Genomic DNA, 16,758 nt, shown 5'->3' with positions numbered 1-16,758 from the left:
CTCAGGACTCCTTGACCGCGATGGTCTCCACCGTGTTGGCCACGTGCTCGAACGCGTCGGCCGCCTCTTCCAGCACGTCGACGATCTGCTTGAGCTTCAGCACCTCGATGGCGTCGTACTTGCCGTTGAAGAGCTGTGCGAGCAGTTTGCGGTGGATCTGGTCGGCCTGGTTCTCCAGACGGTTGACCTCGATCCAGTACTCGGTGAGGTTGGCCATCGTCCGCAGGTTCGGCATGGCCTCGGCGGTCAGCTCCGCCGCCCGCGCCAGGACCTCGATCTGCTGCTCGACACCCTTGGGGAGTTCCTCGACGTTGTAGAGGACGACCAGGTCGACGGCCTCCTCCATGAAGTCCATGATGTCGTCGAGGGAGGACGCGAGGTTGTAGATGTCCTCGCGGTCGAAGGGTGTGATGAAGGAGGAGTTCAGCTGGTGGAAGATCGCGTGGGTGGCGTCGTCGCCGGCGTGCTCCGCTGCCCGCATCCGCTCCGCGATCTCGGCCCGGGCGGAAGGCTCCGCTCCGAGCAGTTCCATGAGGAGCTTGGAGCCCGTGACGATGTTGTCCGCGGACGCGGCGAACATGTCGTAGAAGCTCGTCTCCCTGGGGGTCAGACGAAATCGCACGTGGGGTCCTCGGGGTGCTGGGTTTCGGTCAGGCTGATGCTAGGCGCATCATCCGGCCACGGCTAACCGGCGTCCTCTCAGTGTCGCCCATCAGGCACAGTGAACAGCACGGGCCCCCGCCCGGATCGGCGGGGATCGGTACCATATACCCACGAGGGGTATACACCCCCTTAATGGACAGCGGGAGGACGCGATGACGACCACCGAGGCGGACCAGGTCACCCCCGAGGCCGTCGGGGCCGTCGGGGCGACCGACCACGATCACGGCGTGCACGGCTACCACAAGCAGAAGGACGAGCACCTCAAGCGGCTCCGCCGGATCGAGGGCCAGATCCGCGGTCTGCAGCGGATGGTCGACGAGGACGTCTACTGCATCGACATACTCACGCAGGTCTCCGCCTCGACGAAGGCGCTCCAGTCCTTCGCGCTCCAGCTCCTGGAGGAGCACCTGCGGCACTGCGTCGCGGACGCGGCGGCGACCGGCGAGGGCATCGACGCCAAGGTCGAGGAGGCCACGAAGGCCATCGCCCGCATGCTGCGCACCTGAGGCACGAGGGGCCCCGTCCCACCGTACGAGGGTGAGGGACGGGGTCCGGGGGCCGGCGGGGACTCGGGCCGTGCCCCTCGCCGGCGCCCCTCAGCGGTCCTTCACGGCCCGCTCCGCCGCCACCCGCAGCACCTCGTCGATGCGGTCGGCGCTGAGCCGTTCCCCGTCCGCCGCCGAAGCGGCGATGATCAGCTCGCCGCACAGTTCGATCTCGGCGAGGGCGACGGAGTCCGGGTCCGCGGACACGGTTGCTGTACCGGGCGGGGCCACGCGCATCCACCTCTTCCTGCCGGCGTCGGTCTCCCAGCGGTCTCCCAGCGTAGGGACGGCGACACGCACCGCGCATGACACGTCCGGACCATTTGCCGATGGTCCGGACAAGCGTCGGCCCGGTTCAGGCCTTGATCTTCCCGGCGTAGATGTCCCGGCGGTCCGGCAGCGTCACCTCGACGCGGACGCCGAAGCCGTAAAGGAGCGTCGTCGACGCGACCGCGACCGTACGGCCCTGGTTGCTGAAGCTGAACTGGTGGCGCACCTTCCGCAGCCGCCCCTCCCCGTCGAGGTACGCGTCGAAGGGCACGGTGTCCGTGGCGAACCCTTTCGCCGCCGCGGCGAGCGGCCCGCGCAGCTGCGGCGAGGCGACCCGCGCGGCGTGGGCGATGTCGGCGATCCCCCGGTAGTGGCTGACTTTCACCCCTGCCAGCTCGACCTCGCCGACGTACGTGACCTTCCGGGCGCCCCGGAGCAGTTCGGCCGCCGCGGCCGGGTCGGTGGCGCCGCCCGTGACGAGGTTCCCGTCGTCGAGGGCGGTGGTGTCGACCCGGACCCACTTGTCGGCGGGCACGCCGGCTCCCCTGTTCTTCATGTAGAGGGCGCCGGGGGTGAGGAGCTCGGTGATCGGCCGGTGGTCGCCGGTCCCGGCCGGATCCTTCGGCAGGACCACCTGGAGCCGCCCGGTGCGGCGCCGGAAGTCGTAACCTCCCTCGCCCCGGATCGTGACCCGGGTCCCGCCGGAGGCCATCTCCATGGAGGTGCTCGCCTTGGAGGTGCCGGCCTTCGTCAGCGCGTCGGCGGCGTTCCGTACGGCGAGCATGGGATCGACCGTGGGCTTCGGGTCCTCGGGTGCGGCGCACCCCGTGACCGCCGTGGTCCCGACGAGGGAACCGACCAGGGCGGCGGTGACGGCGAACACCCCGCTCGTACGACCGTGCGGACGCCCGTACCGCTGCACCACCATCGCCTGCCAACCCCCAACGCCTCACCGCTGTTTGCCCGGGACCCGCCCCTCCCCGGGTCCGTGGGCCGGGGAGACCCGATCCGCATAACGACGGTCGGGGCGTGTCGTCACGCGCAGTACGGTGGTGGTGTGCACGCGCAGTCCACTCATCACACGGCCACGACGACGGAGCGCGGTTCGTTCGCGCTGGCACGCTGCAGCTGCGGCTGGACGGGCCCGGCACGAAGGTCCAGGGACCGTGCCCGTACGGACGCGGCGGACCACGTCCGCACGGCGGGCACCGGAGAGGCCTGAGGGCGTCGGCCGGACCTGAGGACGTCGTGCCCATCAGCCCGGGTCAGGCCGGATCGGGCAGGGTCGGATCGGGCCGGGTCAGGCCGCGAGGTCGTTCCTGCCGGTGCCCGAGGCCGGGGCGCCGACCCGGGACTCGGGGATGCCGACCGCCTCCGCGCACCGCGGCGCCGCGGCCCGGCGGGAGCGGACGAGCCCGGCGCAGCGGACCGAGCGGGCGACGGCGGAGACCACCGGGGTGAGCAGCGCGAGGGCGAGCGGGGCGAGGAGCAGTGCGACCGCCGTACCGAGGGCGAAGCCGCCGATCACGTCGGTCGGGTAGTGAACGCCCATGTAGACCCGCGCGAAGCCCTCGGCGAGGGCGAGTCCGATGGCGGCGAGCCCGAACCCCCGGTGGGCGACGAAGACTCCGACGCCGAGGGCCATCGCCAGCGTGGCGTGGTCGCTGACGAAGGAGAAGTCGGTCTTCCCGTCGACGAGGACGTCGAGCCCCTGATGGTCCTTGAAGGGTCTGGGGCGCTCCACGAAGTCCCGGATGGGGACGTTCACCAGGAGGGCGACTCCGGCGGCCAGCGGGGCCCACACGAGCCCGGCGACGGCCGAGACGGAGTCGGCGAGGGTGCCGCGGCGGCGGACGCTCCACCAGCACCACAGGCAGACGAGGGCCATCGCGAGCATGATCCCGTACTCGCCGACGAACTCCATGACGCGGTCGAACCACGGCGGGGCGGCCTTGGCCAGCCCGTTGATGTCGTAGAGCAGGCTGACATCGGGGTTCGAGCCGTCCGATGCGAGTCCAGCCATCTGCTGAGGCCCCTTGCTCTCGTGTCTGTGGTTTCCAACCCCCGTGGTCAGAGTGGTCGGATCAGGGAACGAACCGCCTGAGGCCCACGTTCCGCTCTCTCCGGTGGATCATGATGACGTTATCGAAGAGTGACGGTGCACCGCAGCTCAGGGCCAGTGCATGACGGAGAGTTCCAGCCATGTCGGGTACGCCCCGAGCCCCACAGGCCGGCCGGCGGTCCGACCTCCCGTCCGCCCGGCTCAGCTCTGCGGGAGACGGGTGGGCAGCGCCGCCGCGCCCTCCGCCGTGACCCGGGTCGCACCGAAGTAGTCCGGGGTGTCGATCCGGTCGAAACGGATCACCGCCCCGGTGCGCGGTGCGTCGATCATGTACCCGCCGCCGACGTAGATGCCGACGTGCCGGATGGCCCGGGAGTTGGTCAGGTCGTCGGAGAAGAAGACCAGGTCGCCCGGGAGAAGCTCGTCCCTGCTCGGATGCGGCCCGGCGTTGTACTGGTCGTTGGCGACGCGCGGCAGGTCGATGCCGACGCTCTCGTACGCGGCCTGGGTGAGCCCGGAGCAGTCGAACCGGCCGTTCTGCGCGGCCGTGCCCGTACCGCCCCACAGGTACGGCGTGCCGAGCTTCTGCTGCGCGTAGTGGATCGCGCCCGCCGCCTGCCGGGAGGGCTCGACGCGCCCCACGGGCCGGGCGAAGCTCTTCTCCAGGGACCGGATGATGCGCACGTAGTTCCGGGTCTCGGTGAACGGCGGGACCCCGCCGTACCTGATCACCCGGTACGCGCCCGCGTTGTACGCGGCCAGCATGTTGCTCGTCGGGTCGCCGGGCACGTCCTTCACGTAGCCGGCGAGCTCGCAGTCGTACGAGGCCGCCGACGGGATCGCGTCCGCTGGATCCCAGATGTCCCGGTCGCCGTCCCCGTCGCCGTCCACACCGTGCCCGGCCCAGGTGCCGGGGATGAACTGGGCGATGCCCCGGGCGTCGGCGGGGGAGACGGCCCGCGGGTTCCAGCCGCTCTCCTGGTAGAGCTGGGCGGCGAGCAGGGCCGGGTTGATGGCGGGGCAGAGGTTCCCCCACCGCTGCACGAGCCCCTGGTAGAGGGCGGGGACCGAACCCTTGGCCAACGCCACGGTGCCGTTCTTGGAGCCGCCCGCGCCGCCGATGAGACCGGCCGCGGCGGAGTACGTACCGACGACGAGCAGTGCGACGAAGCCGAGGCAGATCCCGAAGACCCCTCCGCCCATCAGCCACGCCTTGCCAGCCCTACGCACCGTCAACCACCCCTCGGCTCATGGCAGTACGCCCCGGGGAGCCAGTCTAGGAGGCGAGACCCGCCCCGACGCGGCCCCAAGAGTGCAACAACGACAATCATTGCCCGGAGTCACTCTCCGTGATACACAGAGTGACCATACGCTTCTTCGCATGGAAACCGGCCACACCATCGCAGGTCAAGACGGTCAGACCGGTCAAGTGTGCGGGGATCGGGTAAAGAGAGCCGCCAAGCCGTCACACGCGGGCGGTTTCATCAGCGAAGATAGGGTGATGACCCATGCCGTCCGGCAGGGGCAGCTAACTACCCAACAGGGGCGGTGAGTTACATGTACCTGGCGGCAGAAAAGGGCGACATCACCACCATCATCGGTGGAATCGCCCCGAACTGGGGCCCTTTCGGCAGTCTGGGCGCCGAGGCCAAAATCATGATCGAGGTCGTGATGGCCGTGGCCATCCTGCTCTGCCTCGGCATCGCGATCTGGGGAGCGGCCAAGCAGCGCATCGGCGCGACCGCCCTCCGCGACACGTTCAGCGCGGAACAGGGCAAGGGCCTGATCGTGGCCGGCCTGACCGGGGTCTTCATCATCGGTTCCCTGGGGACGCTCTTCACGATCGTGTACGGGATGGCCGTCTGATACCCCGTCGGACCCCGTCCTCCTGAGATTGCGTTCCCGATGTCCAGTCATGTTGCAGCCTGCCCGTACCGCGAACCAGTGAGGGGGCGTACCCGGCATGAGTCCCGGTGACGAGCACGACAGCTTCGGCGGCGTGGGCGGCTCGGGCCAGACCCGGACCCGCCTGCCCGAGGGCAACAGCGGCGACGTCTACGGCGGTGCCCGCCGCCCCGTCCGCAGCTCCCGCTCCCTCATCACGGTCGTGGGCGTGGTGGTCCTCCTCGTCGCGGCGATCGCCTTCGCCAACCGCGGCGGCGGCGATCCGGCGGGCGCGGCGGGCCCGTCCGCCGACACCCCGGACAAGACGGCCCCGACGGCGGCGACGGGCGTCCGCCCGGTCACGGGCAAGAACGGCACCATCCCCACGGGCTACGCCCACGACGAACAGGGCGCACAGAGCGCGGCGTCCAACTACGCGGTGGCGCTGGGCTCGGCCGAGATGTTCACCGGCTCGGGGCGGAACGAGATCGTGCACACGGTCTACGCCCCCGCCGTCGCCGCCGCGCGCCAAGGCGATCTCGACAAGGTGTACAGCGACAAGGGCTTCCTCGGCCGAATCGGTCTCCAGGAGGACGGCACCACCCCGCAGGGCCTGACCTTCATCTCCCGCATCATCCCCGTGGGGACGAAGGTCGAGAGCTACACGGACGACAAGGCCACGGTGTCGGTCTGGTACTCGTCCCTGTTCGGGATGGCCGGTGAAGGTTCGAAGAACCCCGTTTCCGAGGCCTGGTACACCAACACGTACGACCTGCAATGGGTCGACGAGGACTGGAAGGTCACCGCCTTCAGCCAGAAGGACGGACCGGTGCCTGTCGGCAGCGACCAGAGGGCCTCCACGGCGGAGGAAATGAGCGACGCAGTCGGTCAGTTCGGAGGCTTCACCTATGCCCGGTAAGCGCCTCCCGCGCGTCGCCAGGGTCGCCGCGGCGCTCGGCATGGCCCAGACGGCCGCCGTGCTCTTCGCCGGCCGCGCCTTCGCCGCGCCCACGCCTACCCCCAGCCCGAGCAGCAGCAACAATCCCTGCGACCTGATCCGCGGCCCCGCAAGGGACTACTGCTCCGAAACCGACCGTCCCGGAACCGGTGGTGGTGCCGACAGGTCCACCCTCACCGACCCCACCACCGCCCTCGACCCCCTCGCCTCCCTCGCCCGGGGCTGCGCCGACGCCGCCGTCGCCACCATCGACTACCTCTCCAAGGCCGTCAAAGAGACCGCCGACGTCGACTTCACCAACATGGAGTTCCTCGGCCGGTACGCGATCGTCTTCGCCGCCTCCACCTTCCTCACCCTCCTCATCTGGCTGCTCGCCGTCGCCAAGCGCGCCATCCGGGGCGTCCCCCTCACCACCGCGCTCTCCGAAGCCATCGGTTTCCTCTGGCTGACGGTCCTGGCCTCCGCCTTCACCCCGCTGATCCTCTACACCGTCGTCAACGCCACCGACGCCGTCACCGAGGTCATCGCCGCCGGCACCGGCCAGCAGACCGACGTCTTCTTCGGAAGCTTCAAGCAGGCCCTACAGAAGGGCGACAGCATCGGTGGCGGCCCGATCATGCTGATCATCGTGTCCCTGGTGACGGTCGTCGCCGCGGGCGTGCTGTACCTGGAGCTGTTCCTCCGCGCCGTCATGCTGTACGTCGGCGCGCTCCTCGGTGTCGTCGTCTACTCGGGCCTCGTCGACAAGAACATGTGGGGGCACGTCCGCCGCTGGGCCGGCATCATGATCGCGATCATCCTGGTGAAACCGGTCATCGTGATCGTCCTCGGGCTGGCCGGGGCGCTCTCCTCGGGCACCGGCCCGGACTCGTTCTCCGCCGTCGTGTCCGGACTCGCGATCATCCTGCTCGCGATCTTCGCCTCCGCGATGATCTACCGCTTCGTCCCCGGTTTCGGCGACGAGATCGCCGCCTCCCGCAACAACCGTCTCCACCGCGCGGGCGAGAACGCGGCCGCGGCCGTCATGACCTCCCCGGCCTCCCTCGTCTCCCAGGGCATCAAGACCCACAGCTCCCGCGGCGACGGCGGCGGCCAGAGCGGCGCCCAGGCCGCCCGCCCCGCCAACCCCATGTCCGGCGGCATGGCCGCCCACAGCAGCCGCGGCGGTGGCGGCGGTGCGACTCCCCCGCCCCCGCCCCGTAGCAGCAGCCCCACCACGGGCACCCCGCACAGCAACCGCAAGAACTCTGGAGGTGGAGGGCGTTGACGACCCAGTCCCAGCCGGTCGCGCCCCGCCGTACGTATCTCGTGGGCCGTGCCCGGCCGAACGCGATCGTCGGCAAGAACCGCGAGACCGGCGAGATCGCCCTGATCATCGTCGGTGCCTTCCTCGGCATGATGAGCGGACTCCTCGTCCCCGTCCTCCCCGTGCGGATCGCGCTCCTCGCCGGTCTGCCCATGCTCGCCATCGCCGCCGTGTACCTCCCGTACAAGCAGCGCACCTTCTACAAGTGGTTCGAGATCAACCGCAGCTACAAGCGGATGCTCAAGCGCGGTACGGCCTACCGTTCCGTCGTCGCCGAGGCCGGCACCCGCCTGGACGGCCGCGAGGTCGAGGTCGGCCCGCCACCCGGCATCGGCCGCGTCGGCTGGCTCGCCGCCCCCTTCGGCCCCGACGAGATCGCCGTCCTCCTGCACGCCGACCGCCGTACGGTCACCGCCGCCATCGAGATCGAGGGCCCCGGCGTCGGCCTGCGCGACAGCGAGGACCAGGAGGCCCTGGTCGACCGGTTCGGCACCCTCCTGAAGCACGTCGCCAACGGCGACGGCTTCGTCACCCGCCTCCAGATGCTGGCCCGCACCCTCCCCGCCGACCCGGACGCGCACGCCAAGGACGTCGGCCAGCGCGGCGACCCGCACGCGCCCGCGTGGCTCATGGAGTCGTACGACCAGCTCCAGTCGATGGTCTCCACCTCCAGCGAGCAGCACCGCGCCTACCTCGTCGCCTGCATGCACTACACGCGGGACCTCGCCGCCGAGGCCAACGCCATGGCCCGCGCCGCCAAGCACGCCTCCGGCGCCCGCCGCCTCGACCGCGACGCCGGCCTCGCCGTCGTCATGGCCCGCGAGCTCACCGACATCTGCGCCCGCCTCGCCGAGGCCGACATCCGGGTCCGCCAGCCCCTCGGCCAGTCCCGGCTCGCCTCCCTCGTGCACTCCATGTACGACCCGGACCACCCCATCGACCACATCCAGGCCATGACGAAACGAAACGCTTGGCCGGCCGAACTCGACGCGATGGAACCGACGTACCTCCAGGCGAAGACCCGCGAGTCCTCCACCCGCGCCCCCTGGTGCCACGCCACGGCCTGGGTGAAGGAGTGGCCGATGACCCCGGTCGGCGTCAACTTCCTCGCCCCCCTCCTCGTCCACACCCCGGACGTGATCCGTACGGTCGCCGTGACCATGGACCTGGAGCCCACCGAGGTCGCCATCGAGCGGATGCTCACCGAGAAGACCAACGACGAGGCCGACGCCAGCCGCGCCGCGAAGATGAACCGCACGGTCGACCCGCGCGACATCGCCGCCCACGGCCGGCTCGACCAGCGGGGTGAAGATCTCGCCAGCGGCGCGGCCGGGGTGAACCTCGTCGGGTACATCACGGTGTCGTCGCGTTCGCCCGAGGCCCTGGCCCGGGACAAGCGCACGATCAGGGCCTCCGCCGGCAAGTCGTATCTCAAGCTGGAGTGGTGCGACCGCGAGCACCACCGGGCCTTTGTGAACACCTTGCCGTTCGCGACCGGCATCCGCCGCTAGGGCCGAAGGGGCACAGACCCATGCGAGATCCGCTGTCCGTCCTCACCGAAGCCTTCACCTCCTTCCTCTTCGGGAAGGTGGAGACGACCCGTCTGCCCGTCCGCACCTCCACCGGGCAGGCCCAGGCCGTCTACCTGCCGACCGCCGCTCCCGGCCTCGGCGACTCCGGCGTCATCATCGGCCGCGAGGTCTACAGCGGCAAGGGGTACATCTACGACCCCTTCCAGCTGTACGGGCAGCAACTCCCCGCCCCGCACTGGCTGGTCCTCGGCGAGTCGGGCAACGGCAAGTCGGCCCTGGAGAAGACGTACGTGCTCCGCCAGCTCCGGTTCCGCGACCGGCAGGTCGTCGTCCTCGACGCACAGGGCGAGGACGGCGTCGGCGAGTGGAACCTCATCGCCCAGGAGCTGGGGATAACCCCCATCCGTCTGGACCCGATGGTCGCCAACGACTCCGGGATCCGCCTCAACCCCCTCGACCCCTCGATCACGACCACGGGACAGCTCGCCCTGCTCCGTACGATCATCGAGGTGGCGATGGGCCACGGCCTCGACGAGCGGTCCGGCTTCGCGCTCAAGGTCGCCCATGCCCACGTCATCGACCACACCACCGACCGGCAGCCGATCCTCACCGACATCGTGGAGCGGCTCCGCCACCCCGAGGCGGAATCGGCCGAGGCGATGAACGTCGACATAGACGACGTACGGGCCTGGGGCCTGGACGTCGCCCTCGTCCTCGACCGGCTGGTGGACGGTGACCTCCGCGGCATGTTCGACGGTCCGACGACCGTCGGCATCGACCTCGACGCGCCCCTGATCGTCTTCGACCTGTCCCACATCGACCGCAACTCCATCGCCATGCCGATCCTGATGGCGATCGTCGGCGTCTGGCTGGAGCACACCTGGATCCGCCCCGACCGGAAGAAGCGCATCTTCCTCGTCGAGGAGGCCTGGCACATCATCAACAGCCCCTTCGTGGCCCAGCTGTTCCAGCGTCTGCTGAAGTTCGGCCGCCGGCTCGGCCTGTCCTTCGTCGCCGTCGTCCACCACCTCTCCGACGTCGTCGACGGAGCGGCGGCGAAGGAGGCCGCGGCGATCCTCAAGATGGCCTCCACCCGGACCATCTACGCCCAGAAGGCCGACGAGGCACGCAACACGGGCCGGGTCCTCGGCCTGCCCCGCTGGGCGGTCGAGATCATCCCGACCCTCACCCCCGGCATCGCGGTCTGGGACGTCAACGGCAACGTGCAGGTGGTCAAACACCTCATCACCGAGAAGGAACGCCCCCTCGTCTACACCGACCGCGCCATGACCGAGGCCTCGGCCGTCGACCCGGAACTGGAGTGGGAGACGGAACAGCGCGCGATCCTCATCGAGGAGCAGATGAACGGCACGTCCCAGTCGACGGTGGCGTAACCGGATGGACACGGCACGGAAGGGAGGGGGAGGGATCTCCGACGGGCTCCTGCTCAGCCTGTTCGGCCTCCTCCTCTGCCTCACGGTCCTGGTGTGGACGGCGACCGGCCTGGCCGCCCTCCTCTCCCACGGAGCCTGGCCGGAGGGCATCACCCTCACGGGCACGCCGTCCGCCCTGCGCTCCCTGGTGACCGCCCCCACGGACCTCCCGGCGGCCTGGCCGACCACCCCGCCGGGACAGCTCTCGGGATACGGGCTCTTCTGGGGCCTGCTGATCGGCGAGGCGATGATCCTGATCGTCCTCGCGGTCTTCGTCCTCGGCACGATCGCCCGCTGGCGCACGGTCCGCGCGCACCGCAGGGCGGGGGCGTACGGGCCGGTGCGGGACGAAGACCCCGACCCCGTACGGGACGAGGCTCCCGCACCCGTGGACGAGGCCCCCGCGCCCGTACGAGAAGCGAGCCCGCCGGCCCCGCGCCGTCCCGCCGAGGAACAGCCGCCGACCCCGCGGCCGGCCCAGGCACCCGCGCCCCTGTGGGAAGCCCCCGGCACCTCCCCCAGCCTCCTCTACGGCCCCCCGGAGGCCCGCCGCCCCGCCGCCGTCCAGGCGATCCAGGACGCCGACGGCCCGGTCCTCGTCGTCACCTCCGACCCCACCGTCTGGGCCGCCACCAAGGACGCGCGCGGCAAGCTCGGCCCCGTCCTCCTCTACGACCCCGGACACCTCTGCGACACCCCGGCCCGCCTCCACTGGTCCCCGTCGGACGGCTGCGAGAACCCGGACACCGCGCAGGAACGGGCGGCCGCACTGCTCGCCCCCGTACGCCCGCACTCCCGCCTCGACGCGGCCACCGCCGACACCGCGGAAACGCTCCTGCGCTGCTGGCTGCACGCCGCCGCCGTCGACGGACGCCCCTTCCGCCAGGTCCACCGCTGGGCCCAGGGCACCGGCGCCCCCGAGCCGGTACGGATCCTCCGCAGCCACCCCAAGGCCGCCTCGGGCCACGCGGGGCTCCTCGAATCGGCCCTCACCGCCCACCCCGAAAGCCGCCGCACCGCCCAGGAACTGACGGCCCGTGCGTTCGCCTCGCTGGCCTCGGTCCACATCCGCGAGGCCTGCACCCCGAATCGAACGGATTCGCTGGCACTGGCATCTTTCCTCCCCGAAGGGGGCACCCTCTACGTGGTGGGGGAACCGATCGAGGATCCCCGCGCCCACCCCGGCGCCATGCCGCTCCTGACGGCCCTCGCCGCAAGCGTGGTCGAGCACGGCCGCCGCATGGCCGCACGGTCATCCGACGGTCGGCTCGACCCACCACTGACGCTCGTCCTCGAGGACGTCGCAGCCGTGGCCCCGCTCCCCCGGCTCCCCGAACTCCTCGCCACCGGAACCACCCAGGGCCTCCCGACCCTGGCCCTGATGCGCTCCCGCGAACAGGCCAGGACCCGCTGGCCGGAGAACTCGCTCAGCCACTGACCGCACCCGCCCGATCAGGGCGGCTGATCAGACCGGTCGCGGCAGCTCGTACTCCAGCTCGACCTCGTCCTCGCTGCCGGGCACGGCGACCCGGGCACCGGTCGCCGTGTATCCGAGCCGCCGGTACACCGCCTGCGCCCGCGTGTTCTCGGCGTGCACGTACAACCGCGTCCGCTCGATCCGCGGCTCCACCAGCGACCAGGACCACTCCGCCGCCGCCTCGAACAGCGCGTCGATCACCCCCGAGCCGCGCGCCTCCTCCCGTACGAACACCCCGACGACATGGGTCTGTTCGACCTCGGGTGCGGCCCCGAAGATCAGCTCGGCCCCGACCCGCTCCACCAGCACCGTCACCGTGCCCACCCAGCGCCCGTCCGGTGCCTCCGCGACGAACTGGCGCACCGCGCCGGGCCCGTCCTCCGATCCCCCCTCGGTCCGCTCCCGCCAGAAGGAGTCCGGCCGCTCCACGGCAGCCTCGTACGTATCCAGGAAAGCGAGGTGCGCGACCGGGTCCTGAAGCGCCGCGAGCCGCAACTCCCGGGCCTTCTCCCATTCGTCGGCGCGGACGGTGCGTATCGAATAGTCCATGCCGCGATCCTGACCAGCGCCTCCCGCCCTGACAAGGCCTTTTCCCCCGTCGTACCCAGGTACTACGCCCACCGCCCACCTCCCGCCCCCGGTCGGACGTCCCTCCGCCGCCCGCTCCCTAACGTCGAAGCATGATCCGAGCAGAGCACCTCACCAAGCGGTACGGGGACACCACCGTCGTCGAGGACCTCAGTTTCACCGTCCGCCCCGGCGCCGTCACCGGCTTCCTCGGCCCCAACGGAGCCGGAAAGTCCACCACCCTCCGCATGATCCTCGGCCTCGACGCCCCCACCCGCGGCCACGCGACCATCGGGGACCGCCCCTACGCGGCCCACCGCGCGCCCCTGACCCAGGTCGGCGCCCTCCTGGAAGCCCGCTCGATCCATCCCGGCCGCTCCGCCCACCACCACCTCATGGCCCTCGCCCACACCCACGGCATCCCCCGCGCACGCGTGGAGCGGGTCCTCGCCCTCAGCGGCCTCACCCCTGTCGCCCACAAACGCGTCAAGGGCTTCTCCCTCGGCATGGGCCAGCGCCTCGGCATCGCCGCCGCCCTCCTCGGCGACCCGGCCACCGTCGTCCTCGACGAACCGGTCAACGGCCTCGACCCCGAGGGCGTCCTCTGGATCCGCACCCTCCTCAAAACCCTGGCCGCCGAAGGCCGTACCGTCCTCGTCTCCTCCCACCTCATGAGCGAGATGGCCCTCACCGCCGACCACCTCATCGTCATCGGCAAGGGCCGGCTCCTCGCCGACACGACCGTGGACGAACTCGTACGGGCCTCCGGCGGCGCCTCGGCCAAGGTCGTCACCCCCGAGGCGGCCCGGCTGCGCACCCTGCTGCCGGGCGCCGGAATCACCGTGGAGGCACCCGACACCCTCCTCGTCACCGGCCCCGACGCACCGGAGATCGGCCGCGCGGCCGCCGCCCACGGCGTCCCCCTCCACGAACTCACCCCGCAGGCCGCCTCCCTGGAGCAGGCGTTCATGGCCCTCACCCACGACTCCGTCGAATACCAGGGAGCCCCCGCATGACCACGCCCCCGACCGTCGCCCCGGCCCTCACCCACGCGCGCGTACTCCACTCGGAGTGGCACAAACTGTGGACCGTCCGCTCCACCTGGGCCACCGTCCTCACCGCCGTCGCACTCGTCCTCGGCGTCGGCGTCCTCATGGGCGCCACCTACACCTCCGACGGCGGTGACTCCGACGTCGACACCGTCGTCCTCACCCTCTACGGCTCCCAGCTCGGCGGTATCGCCCTCGCCGTCCTCGGCATCCTGGTCACGGCCGGCGAGTACGCGACGGGCATGATCCGCGCCTCCCTCACCGCCGTCCCACGCCGCCTCCCCGTCCTGTGGGCGAAGGCCGCGGTCTACACGGCCACCGTCTTCACGCTCTCGTTCCTCACCGCCCTACTGACCTTCCTCACCGCCCAGCTCTTCCTCTCCGACACCGACCAGGCCGCCTCCCTCACCGACGACGGCGTCCTCGCCGCCGTCGCGGGCAACGCCGCCGGCGTCACCCTCCTCGGCGTGATCGCCCTCGGTCTCGGCGCCGCCCTCCGCTCGGTACCGGGCGCGATCGGCGCGTTCGTCGGCGGGGTCCTGATCGTCCCCGAGGTCCTCGGAATGCTCCCGTACGAGGCGATGGACACCGCCGTCCGGTACTTCCCCACCCAGGCGGCCGGCGCCCTCGGCTCCGCGACCCCCCTGCCGGGTGCCGCCTCCCCCGGCGCCGCCCTGCTCGCCCTGCTCCTCTGGGCGGTCGCGGCCCTCGCCGCCCCCGCCCTGTTGCTCAACCGCCGGGACGTATGAGGAAGATGACGGCATGACCACGAAGGAGCCGCCGCACACGGCCGGACCGACGGGCCTGAGCCGACACGTCCAGCGCCTGCTGGACCGGCTCCGGGCCTTCGACACCCGGCACCCCTGGCCGTGGGACGCCACCGTGACGCTCCTCTGGACGGTGGCGGCGCTCGTGGACGCGTCGGGCGGCTGGCGGAACACCGCCCCCGACCCGACCCTCCCCACCTGGTTCGTGACCGTCCTCGGCCTGGTCATCACCCTGCCGCTGTACTGGCGCCGCCGCCACCCCCTGGCCGTCCTCGCCGTGATGGCCTGCGCGGCCCTCGCCGGCGACGCCTCCGGCGCCTTCCTCCAGGCCTCCTACCTCCAGATGCTCCCGGTCTTCCACATCGCGCTGCTCCGCCCGCCCCGCGCGCTCCTGTGGTCCCTGGCCTTCATCGTGCCGCCCCTCGTGACGGGGGCGCTGCGCTTCTCCCGGGAGGCCTGGGACCAGCGCGTCATCCCCGTCCTGTGGGCGTACGCGCTCGTCGCTCTCCTCGGCATCGCGGTCCGTGCCCGCAAGGACTACACGGCGGGCCTCGTCGACCGGGCCCGCCGCCTGGAGATCGAGCGCGACCAGGAGGTTCGGCTCGCCGCGGCGGCCGAACGCACCCGCATCGCCCGCGAGATGCACGACATCATCGGCCACAACCTCTCGGTCATCACCGGTCTGGCGGACGGCGGCCGGTACGCGGCGGCGAAGAGCCCCGAGCGCGCCGCCCAGGCCCTCGACGCCATCGGTACGACGAGCCGTGAGGCCCTCGGGGAACTCCGCCGCCTCCTCGGCGTCCTCCGCGACGACGAGCAGGAGGCGGTACGCGACCCCCAGCCCACCCTGGCCGACCTGGACGCCCTGATCACCGGCGTGCGCAAGGCGGGCCTGTCCGTACGCTTCGACCTCCGTGACGAACCCATCGCCCGACCGCTCGCGCCGGGCGCCCAGCTGACGGTCTACCGGGTGGTGCAGGAGGCCCTGACGAACACCCTCAAGCACGCCGGCGACGGAGCGAGGGCGACCGTCCTCCTGGCACACACCCCTGCGGAGGTACGGGTGGAGGTCACCGACACGGGAACGACGACGCGCCGCCCTTCCCCCGGCCAGGGACAGGGCCTCACGGGCATGCGCGAGCGCGCGGCCCTCTACGACGGCACACTCGACTGCGGCCCGCTGCCGACCGGCGGCTGGACCGTCCGACTCCGACTCCCCCGGGAGGGCTCCCCCTCGTGACGACCGTTCTCATCGCGGACGACCAGCCGATGCAGCGCTTCGGCTTCCGCATGCTGCTCGAGAGCCAGGACGACATGACCGTCGTAGGAGAGGCGTCGAACGGCGCCGAAGCCATCCGGCTGGTCGACCGCTTCCATCCGGACGTCGTCCTGATGGACATCCGGATGCCCGGCCTCGACGGCATCGAGGCCACCCGCCGCATCATCGCCACCGGCGACCGCACCCGGATCCTGATCGTCACCACCTTCGACCTGGACGAGTACGCGTACGACGGCCTCCGCGCCGGCGCGAGCGGCTTCCTGGTGAAGGACGCCCAGCCGGAGGAGCTCCTCGCGGGCATCCGCGCGGTCGCGAGCGGCGACGCGGTGGTGGCCCCGAGCCTGACCCGCCGTCTCCTGGACGCCTACGTCCACCATCTGCCGTCGGCCCCCACGACGGCCCCGCGTGAGGAGGACTCCCGCCTCGCCTCCCTCACGGACCGGGAACGCGAGATCCTCACGGTCATCGGCCAGGGCTGGACGAACACCGAGATCGCGGAACGCCTGCATCTCGCGGAGTCCACGGTGAAGACCCACGTGGGCCGCATCCTCGCCAAGACCGGCGCCCGCGACCGCGTCCAGGCGGTGATCCTGGCGTACGACACACAACTGGTCACACCGACCTGAAAGGGCCCGGGCCCGTCCGGCCTGTAAACGCAGAAAAGCCCCGCACCAGAAGGTGCGGGGCTTTCCCACAATGATTGTTCGGCGGTGTCCTACTCTCCCACAGGGTCCCCCCTGCAGTACCATCGGCGCTGAAAGGCTTAGCTTCCGGGTTCGGAATGTAACCGGGCGTTTCCCTAACGCTATGACCACCGAAACTCTATGAAGTTAACCAACCGGAAATCGGCACAGTTCGTTACTTCAGAACTAACACAGTGGACGCGAGCAACTGAGGACAAGCCCTCGGCCTATTAGTACCGGTCAGCTCCACCCCTTACGGGGCTTCCACATCCGGCCTATCAAC

At 71.0% G+C, this 16,758-nt stretch carries 17 protein-coding genes and 2 rRNA genes; 11 read left to right on the top strand and 8 right to left on the bottom strand.

Annotated elements, in window-relative coordinates; genetic code table 11:
* Position 1: 1 nt before the first annotated feature.
* The gene (locus tag ACFWUY_RS22305; RefSeq protein WP_327163361.1) at positions 2-622 is read right to left on the bottom strand and encodes a DUF47 family protein; all 621 of its coding nucleotides are present in this window, start codon (positions 620-622) and stop codon (positions 2-4) included.
* A 193-nt stretch (positions 623-815) separates the two neighbouring features.
* Here ACFWUY_RS22305 and ACFWUY_RS22300 point away from each other — a divergent pair, with 193 nt between their 5' ends.
* Complete coding sequence (locus ACFWUY_RS22300) at positions 816-1,169, top strand: metal-sensitive transcriptional regulator (protein WP_384111418.1); 354 nt, start codon at positions 816-818, stop codon at positions 1,167-1,169.
* Between the two features lie 90 nt (positions 1,170-1,259).
* Here ACFWUY_RS22300 and ACFWUY_RS22295 read toward each other — a convergent pair whose 3' ends face one another.
* The 4 genes from ACFWUY_RS22295 to ACFWUY_RS22280 all read right to left on the bottom strand — a co-directional run bounded on the left by ACFWUY_RS22295 (position 1,260) and on the right by ACFWUY_RS22280 (position 4,743).
* Positions 1,260-1,445 (bottom strand): hypothetical protein, encoded by a 186-nt coding sequence (locus ACFWUY_RS22295; RefSeq protein WP_384111415.1) that lies wholly within the window; start codon positions 1,443-1,445, stop codon positions 1,260-1,262.
* Positions 1,446-1,563: 118 nt separating this feature from the next.
* Positions 1,564-2,406 carry a hypothetical protein gene (locus tag ACFWUY_RS22290; protein ID WP_384111412.1) on the bottom strand — a complete coding sequence of 281 codons (843 nt, stop codon included), beginning with the start codon at positions 2,404-2,406 and terminating at the stop codon, positions 1,564-1,566.
* A 372-nt stretch (positions 2,407-2,778) separates the two neighbouring features.
* Positions 2,779-3,501, bottom strand: a complete 723-nt coding sequence (locus tag ACFWUY_RS22285; RefSeq protein ID WP_384111409.1) for a phosphatase PAP2 family protein — start codon at positions 3,499-3,501, stop codon at positions 2,779-2,781.
* Positions 3,502-3,741: 240 nt separating this feature from the next.
* Entirely contained in the window at positions 3,742-4,743 is a 1,002-nt protein-coding gene (locus ACFWUY_RS22280; protein WP_384111407.1) for an NlpC/P60 family protein, read from the bottom strand.
* Positions 4,744-5,097: 354 nt separating this feature from the next.
* Here ACFWUY_RS22280 and ACFWUY_RS22275 point away from each other — a divergent pair, with 354 nt between their 5' ends.
* The 6 genes from ACFWUY_RS22275 (at position 5,098) to ACFWUY_RS22250 (ending at position 12,091) form a co-directional block, all read left to right on the top strand.
* A complete protein-coding gene (locus tag ACFWUY_RS22275) occupies positions 5,098-5,406 on the top strand; it encodes a hypothetical protein (protein ID WP_017242359.1) in 309 nt (102 codons plus the stop codon).
* A gap of 97 nt (positions 5,407-5,503) precedes the next feature.
* Complete coding sequence (locus tag ACFWUY_RS22270) at positions 5,504-6,343, top strand: hypothetical protein (RefSeq protein WP_384111404.1); 840 nt, start codon at positions 5,504-5,506, stop codon at positions 6,341-6,343.
* Positions 6,333-7,649 carry a hypothetical protein gene (locus ACFWUY_RS22265; RefSeq protein ID WP_384111401.1) on the top strand — a complete coding sequence of 439 codons (1,317 nt, stop codon included), beginning with the start codon at positions 6,333-6,335 and terminating at the stop codon, positions 7,647-7,649. The genes ACFWUY_RS22270 and ACFWUY_RS22265 overlap by 11 nt, the downstream gene beginning before the upstream one ends.
* Complete coding sequence (locus ACFWUY_RS22260) at positions 7,646-9,199, top strand: SCO6880 family protein (protein ID WP_384111398.1); 1,554 nt, start codon at positions 7,646-7,648, stop codon at positions 9,197-9,199. Before ACFWUY_RS22265 ends, ACFWUY_RS22260 begins: the two co-directional genes overlap by 4 nt.
* Positions 9,200-9,219: 20 nt before the next feature.
* Positions 9,220-10,614, top strand: coding sequence for an ATP-binding protein (locus ACFWUY_RS22255; RefSeq protein ID WP_384111395.1), 1,395 nt, complete (start codon positions 9,220-9,222; stop codon positions 10,612-10,614).
* Between the two features lie 4 nt (positions 10,615-10,618).
* Positions 10,619-12,091 (top strand): type VI secretion protein, encoded by a 1,473-nt coding sequence (locus tag ACFWUY_RS22250; protein ID WP_384111392.1) that lies wholly within the window; start codon positions 10,619-10,621, stop codon positions 12,089-12,091.
* Positions 12,092-12,118: 27 nt separating this feature from the next.
* On the opposite strand, the gene ACFWUY_RS22245 is transcribed toward ACFWUY_RS22250, so the two are convergent.
* Entirely contained in the window at positions 12,119-12,679 is a 561-nt protein-coding gene (locus tag ACFWUY_RS22245) for a GNAT family N-acetyltransferase (RefSeq protein ID WP_384111389.1), read from the bottom strand.
* Positions 12,680-12,810: 131 nt separating this feature from the next.
* On the opposite strand from ACFWUY_RS22245, the gene ACFWUY_RS22240 reads away from it, so the two are divergent.
* Genes ACFWUY_RS22240 through ACFWUY_RS22225 form a run of 4 tightly spaced genes read left to right on the top strand, consistent with a single transcriptional unit; the run spans position 12,811 to position 16,418 of the window.
* The gene (locus ACFWUY_RS22240; protein WP_384111386.1) at positions 12,811-13,713 is read left to right on the top strand and encodes an ATP-binding cassette domain-containing protein; all 903 of its coding nucleotides are present in this window, start codon (positions 12,811-12,813) and stop codon (positions 13,711-13,713) included.
* Entirely contained in the window at positions 13,710-14,495 is a 786-nt protein-coding gene (locus tag ACFWUY_RS22235; protein ID WP_384111383.1) for an ABC transporter permease, read from the top strand. The genes ACFWUY_RS22240 and ACFWUY_RS22235 overlap by 4 nt, the downstream gene beginning before the upstream one ends.
* Positions 14,496-14,508: 13 nt before the next feature.
* Positions 14,509-15,753 carry a sensor histidine kinase gene (locus ACFWUY_RS22230; RefSeq protein WP_384111379.1) on the top strand — a complete coding sequence of 415 codons (1,245 nt, stop codon included), beginning with the start codon at positions 14,509-14,511 and terminating at the stop codon, positions 15,751-15,753.
* Complete coding sequence (locus ACFWUY_RS22225; protein ID WP_384111376.1) at positions 15,750-16,418, top strand: response regulator; 669 nt, start codon at positions 15,750-15,752, stop codon at positions 16,416-16,418. The genes ACFWUY_RS22230 and ACFWUY_RS22225 overlap by 4 nt, the downstream gene beginning before the upstream one ends.
* Positions 16,419-16,494: 76 nt before the next feature.
* On the opposite strand, the gene rrf is transcribed toward ACFWUY_RS22225, so the two are convergent.
* Positions 16,495-16,611: ribosomal RNA gene (gene rrf / locus ACFWUY_RS22220) — 5S ribosomal RNA — on the bottom strand.
* Between the two features lie 74 nt (positions 16,612-16,685).
* Positions 16,686-16,758, bottom strand: a 23S ribosomal RNA gene (locus ACFWUY_RS22215); the annotation flags it as partial.

The sequence above is a fragment of the Streptomyces sp. NPDC058664 genome (genome assembly GCF_042716635.1).
In the GTDB taxonomy this organism is placed as follows: Bacteria; Actinomycetota; Actinomycetes; order Streptomycetales; family Streptomycetaceae; genus Streptomyces.
The sequence above is the reverse complement of the archived record's forward strand: the minus strand, read 5'-3'. Positions and strand labels throughout refer to the sequence as shown.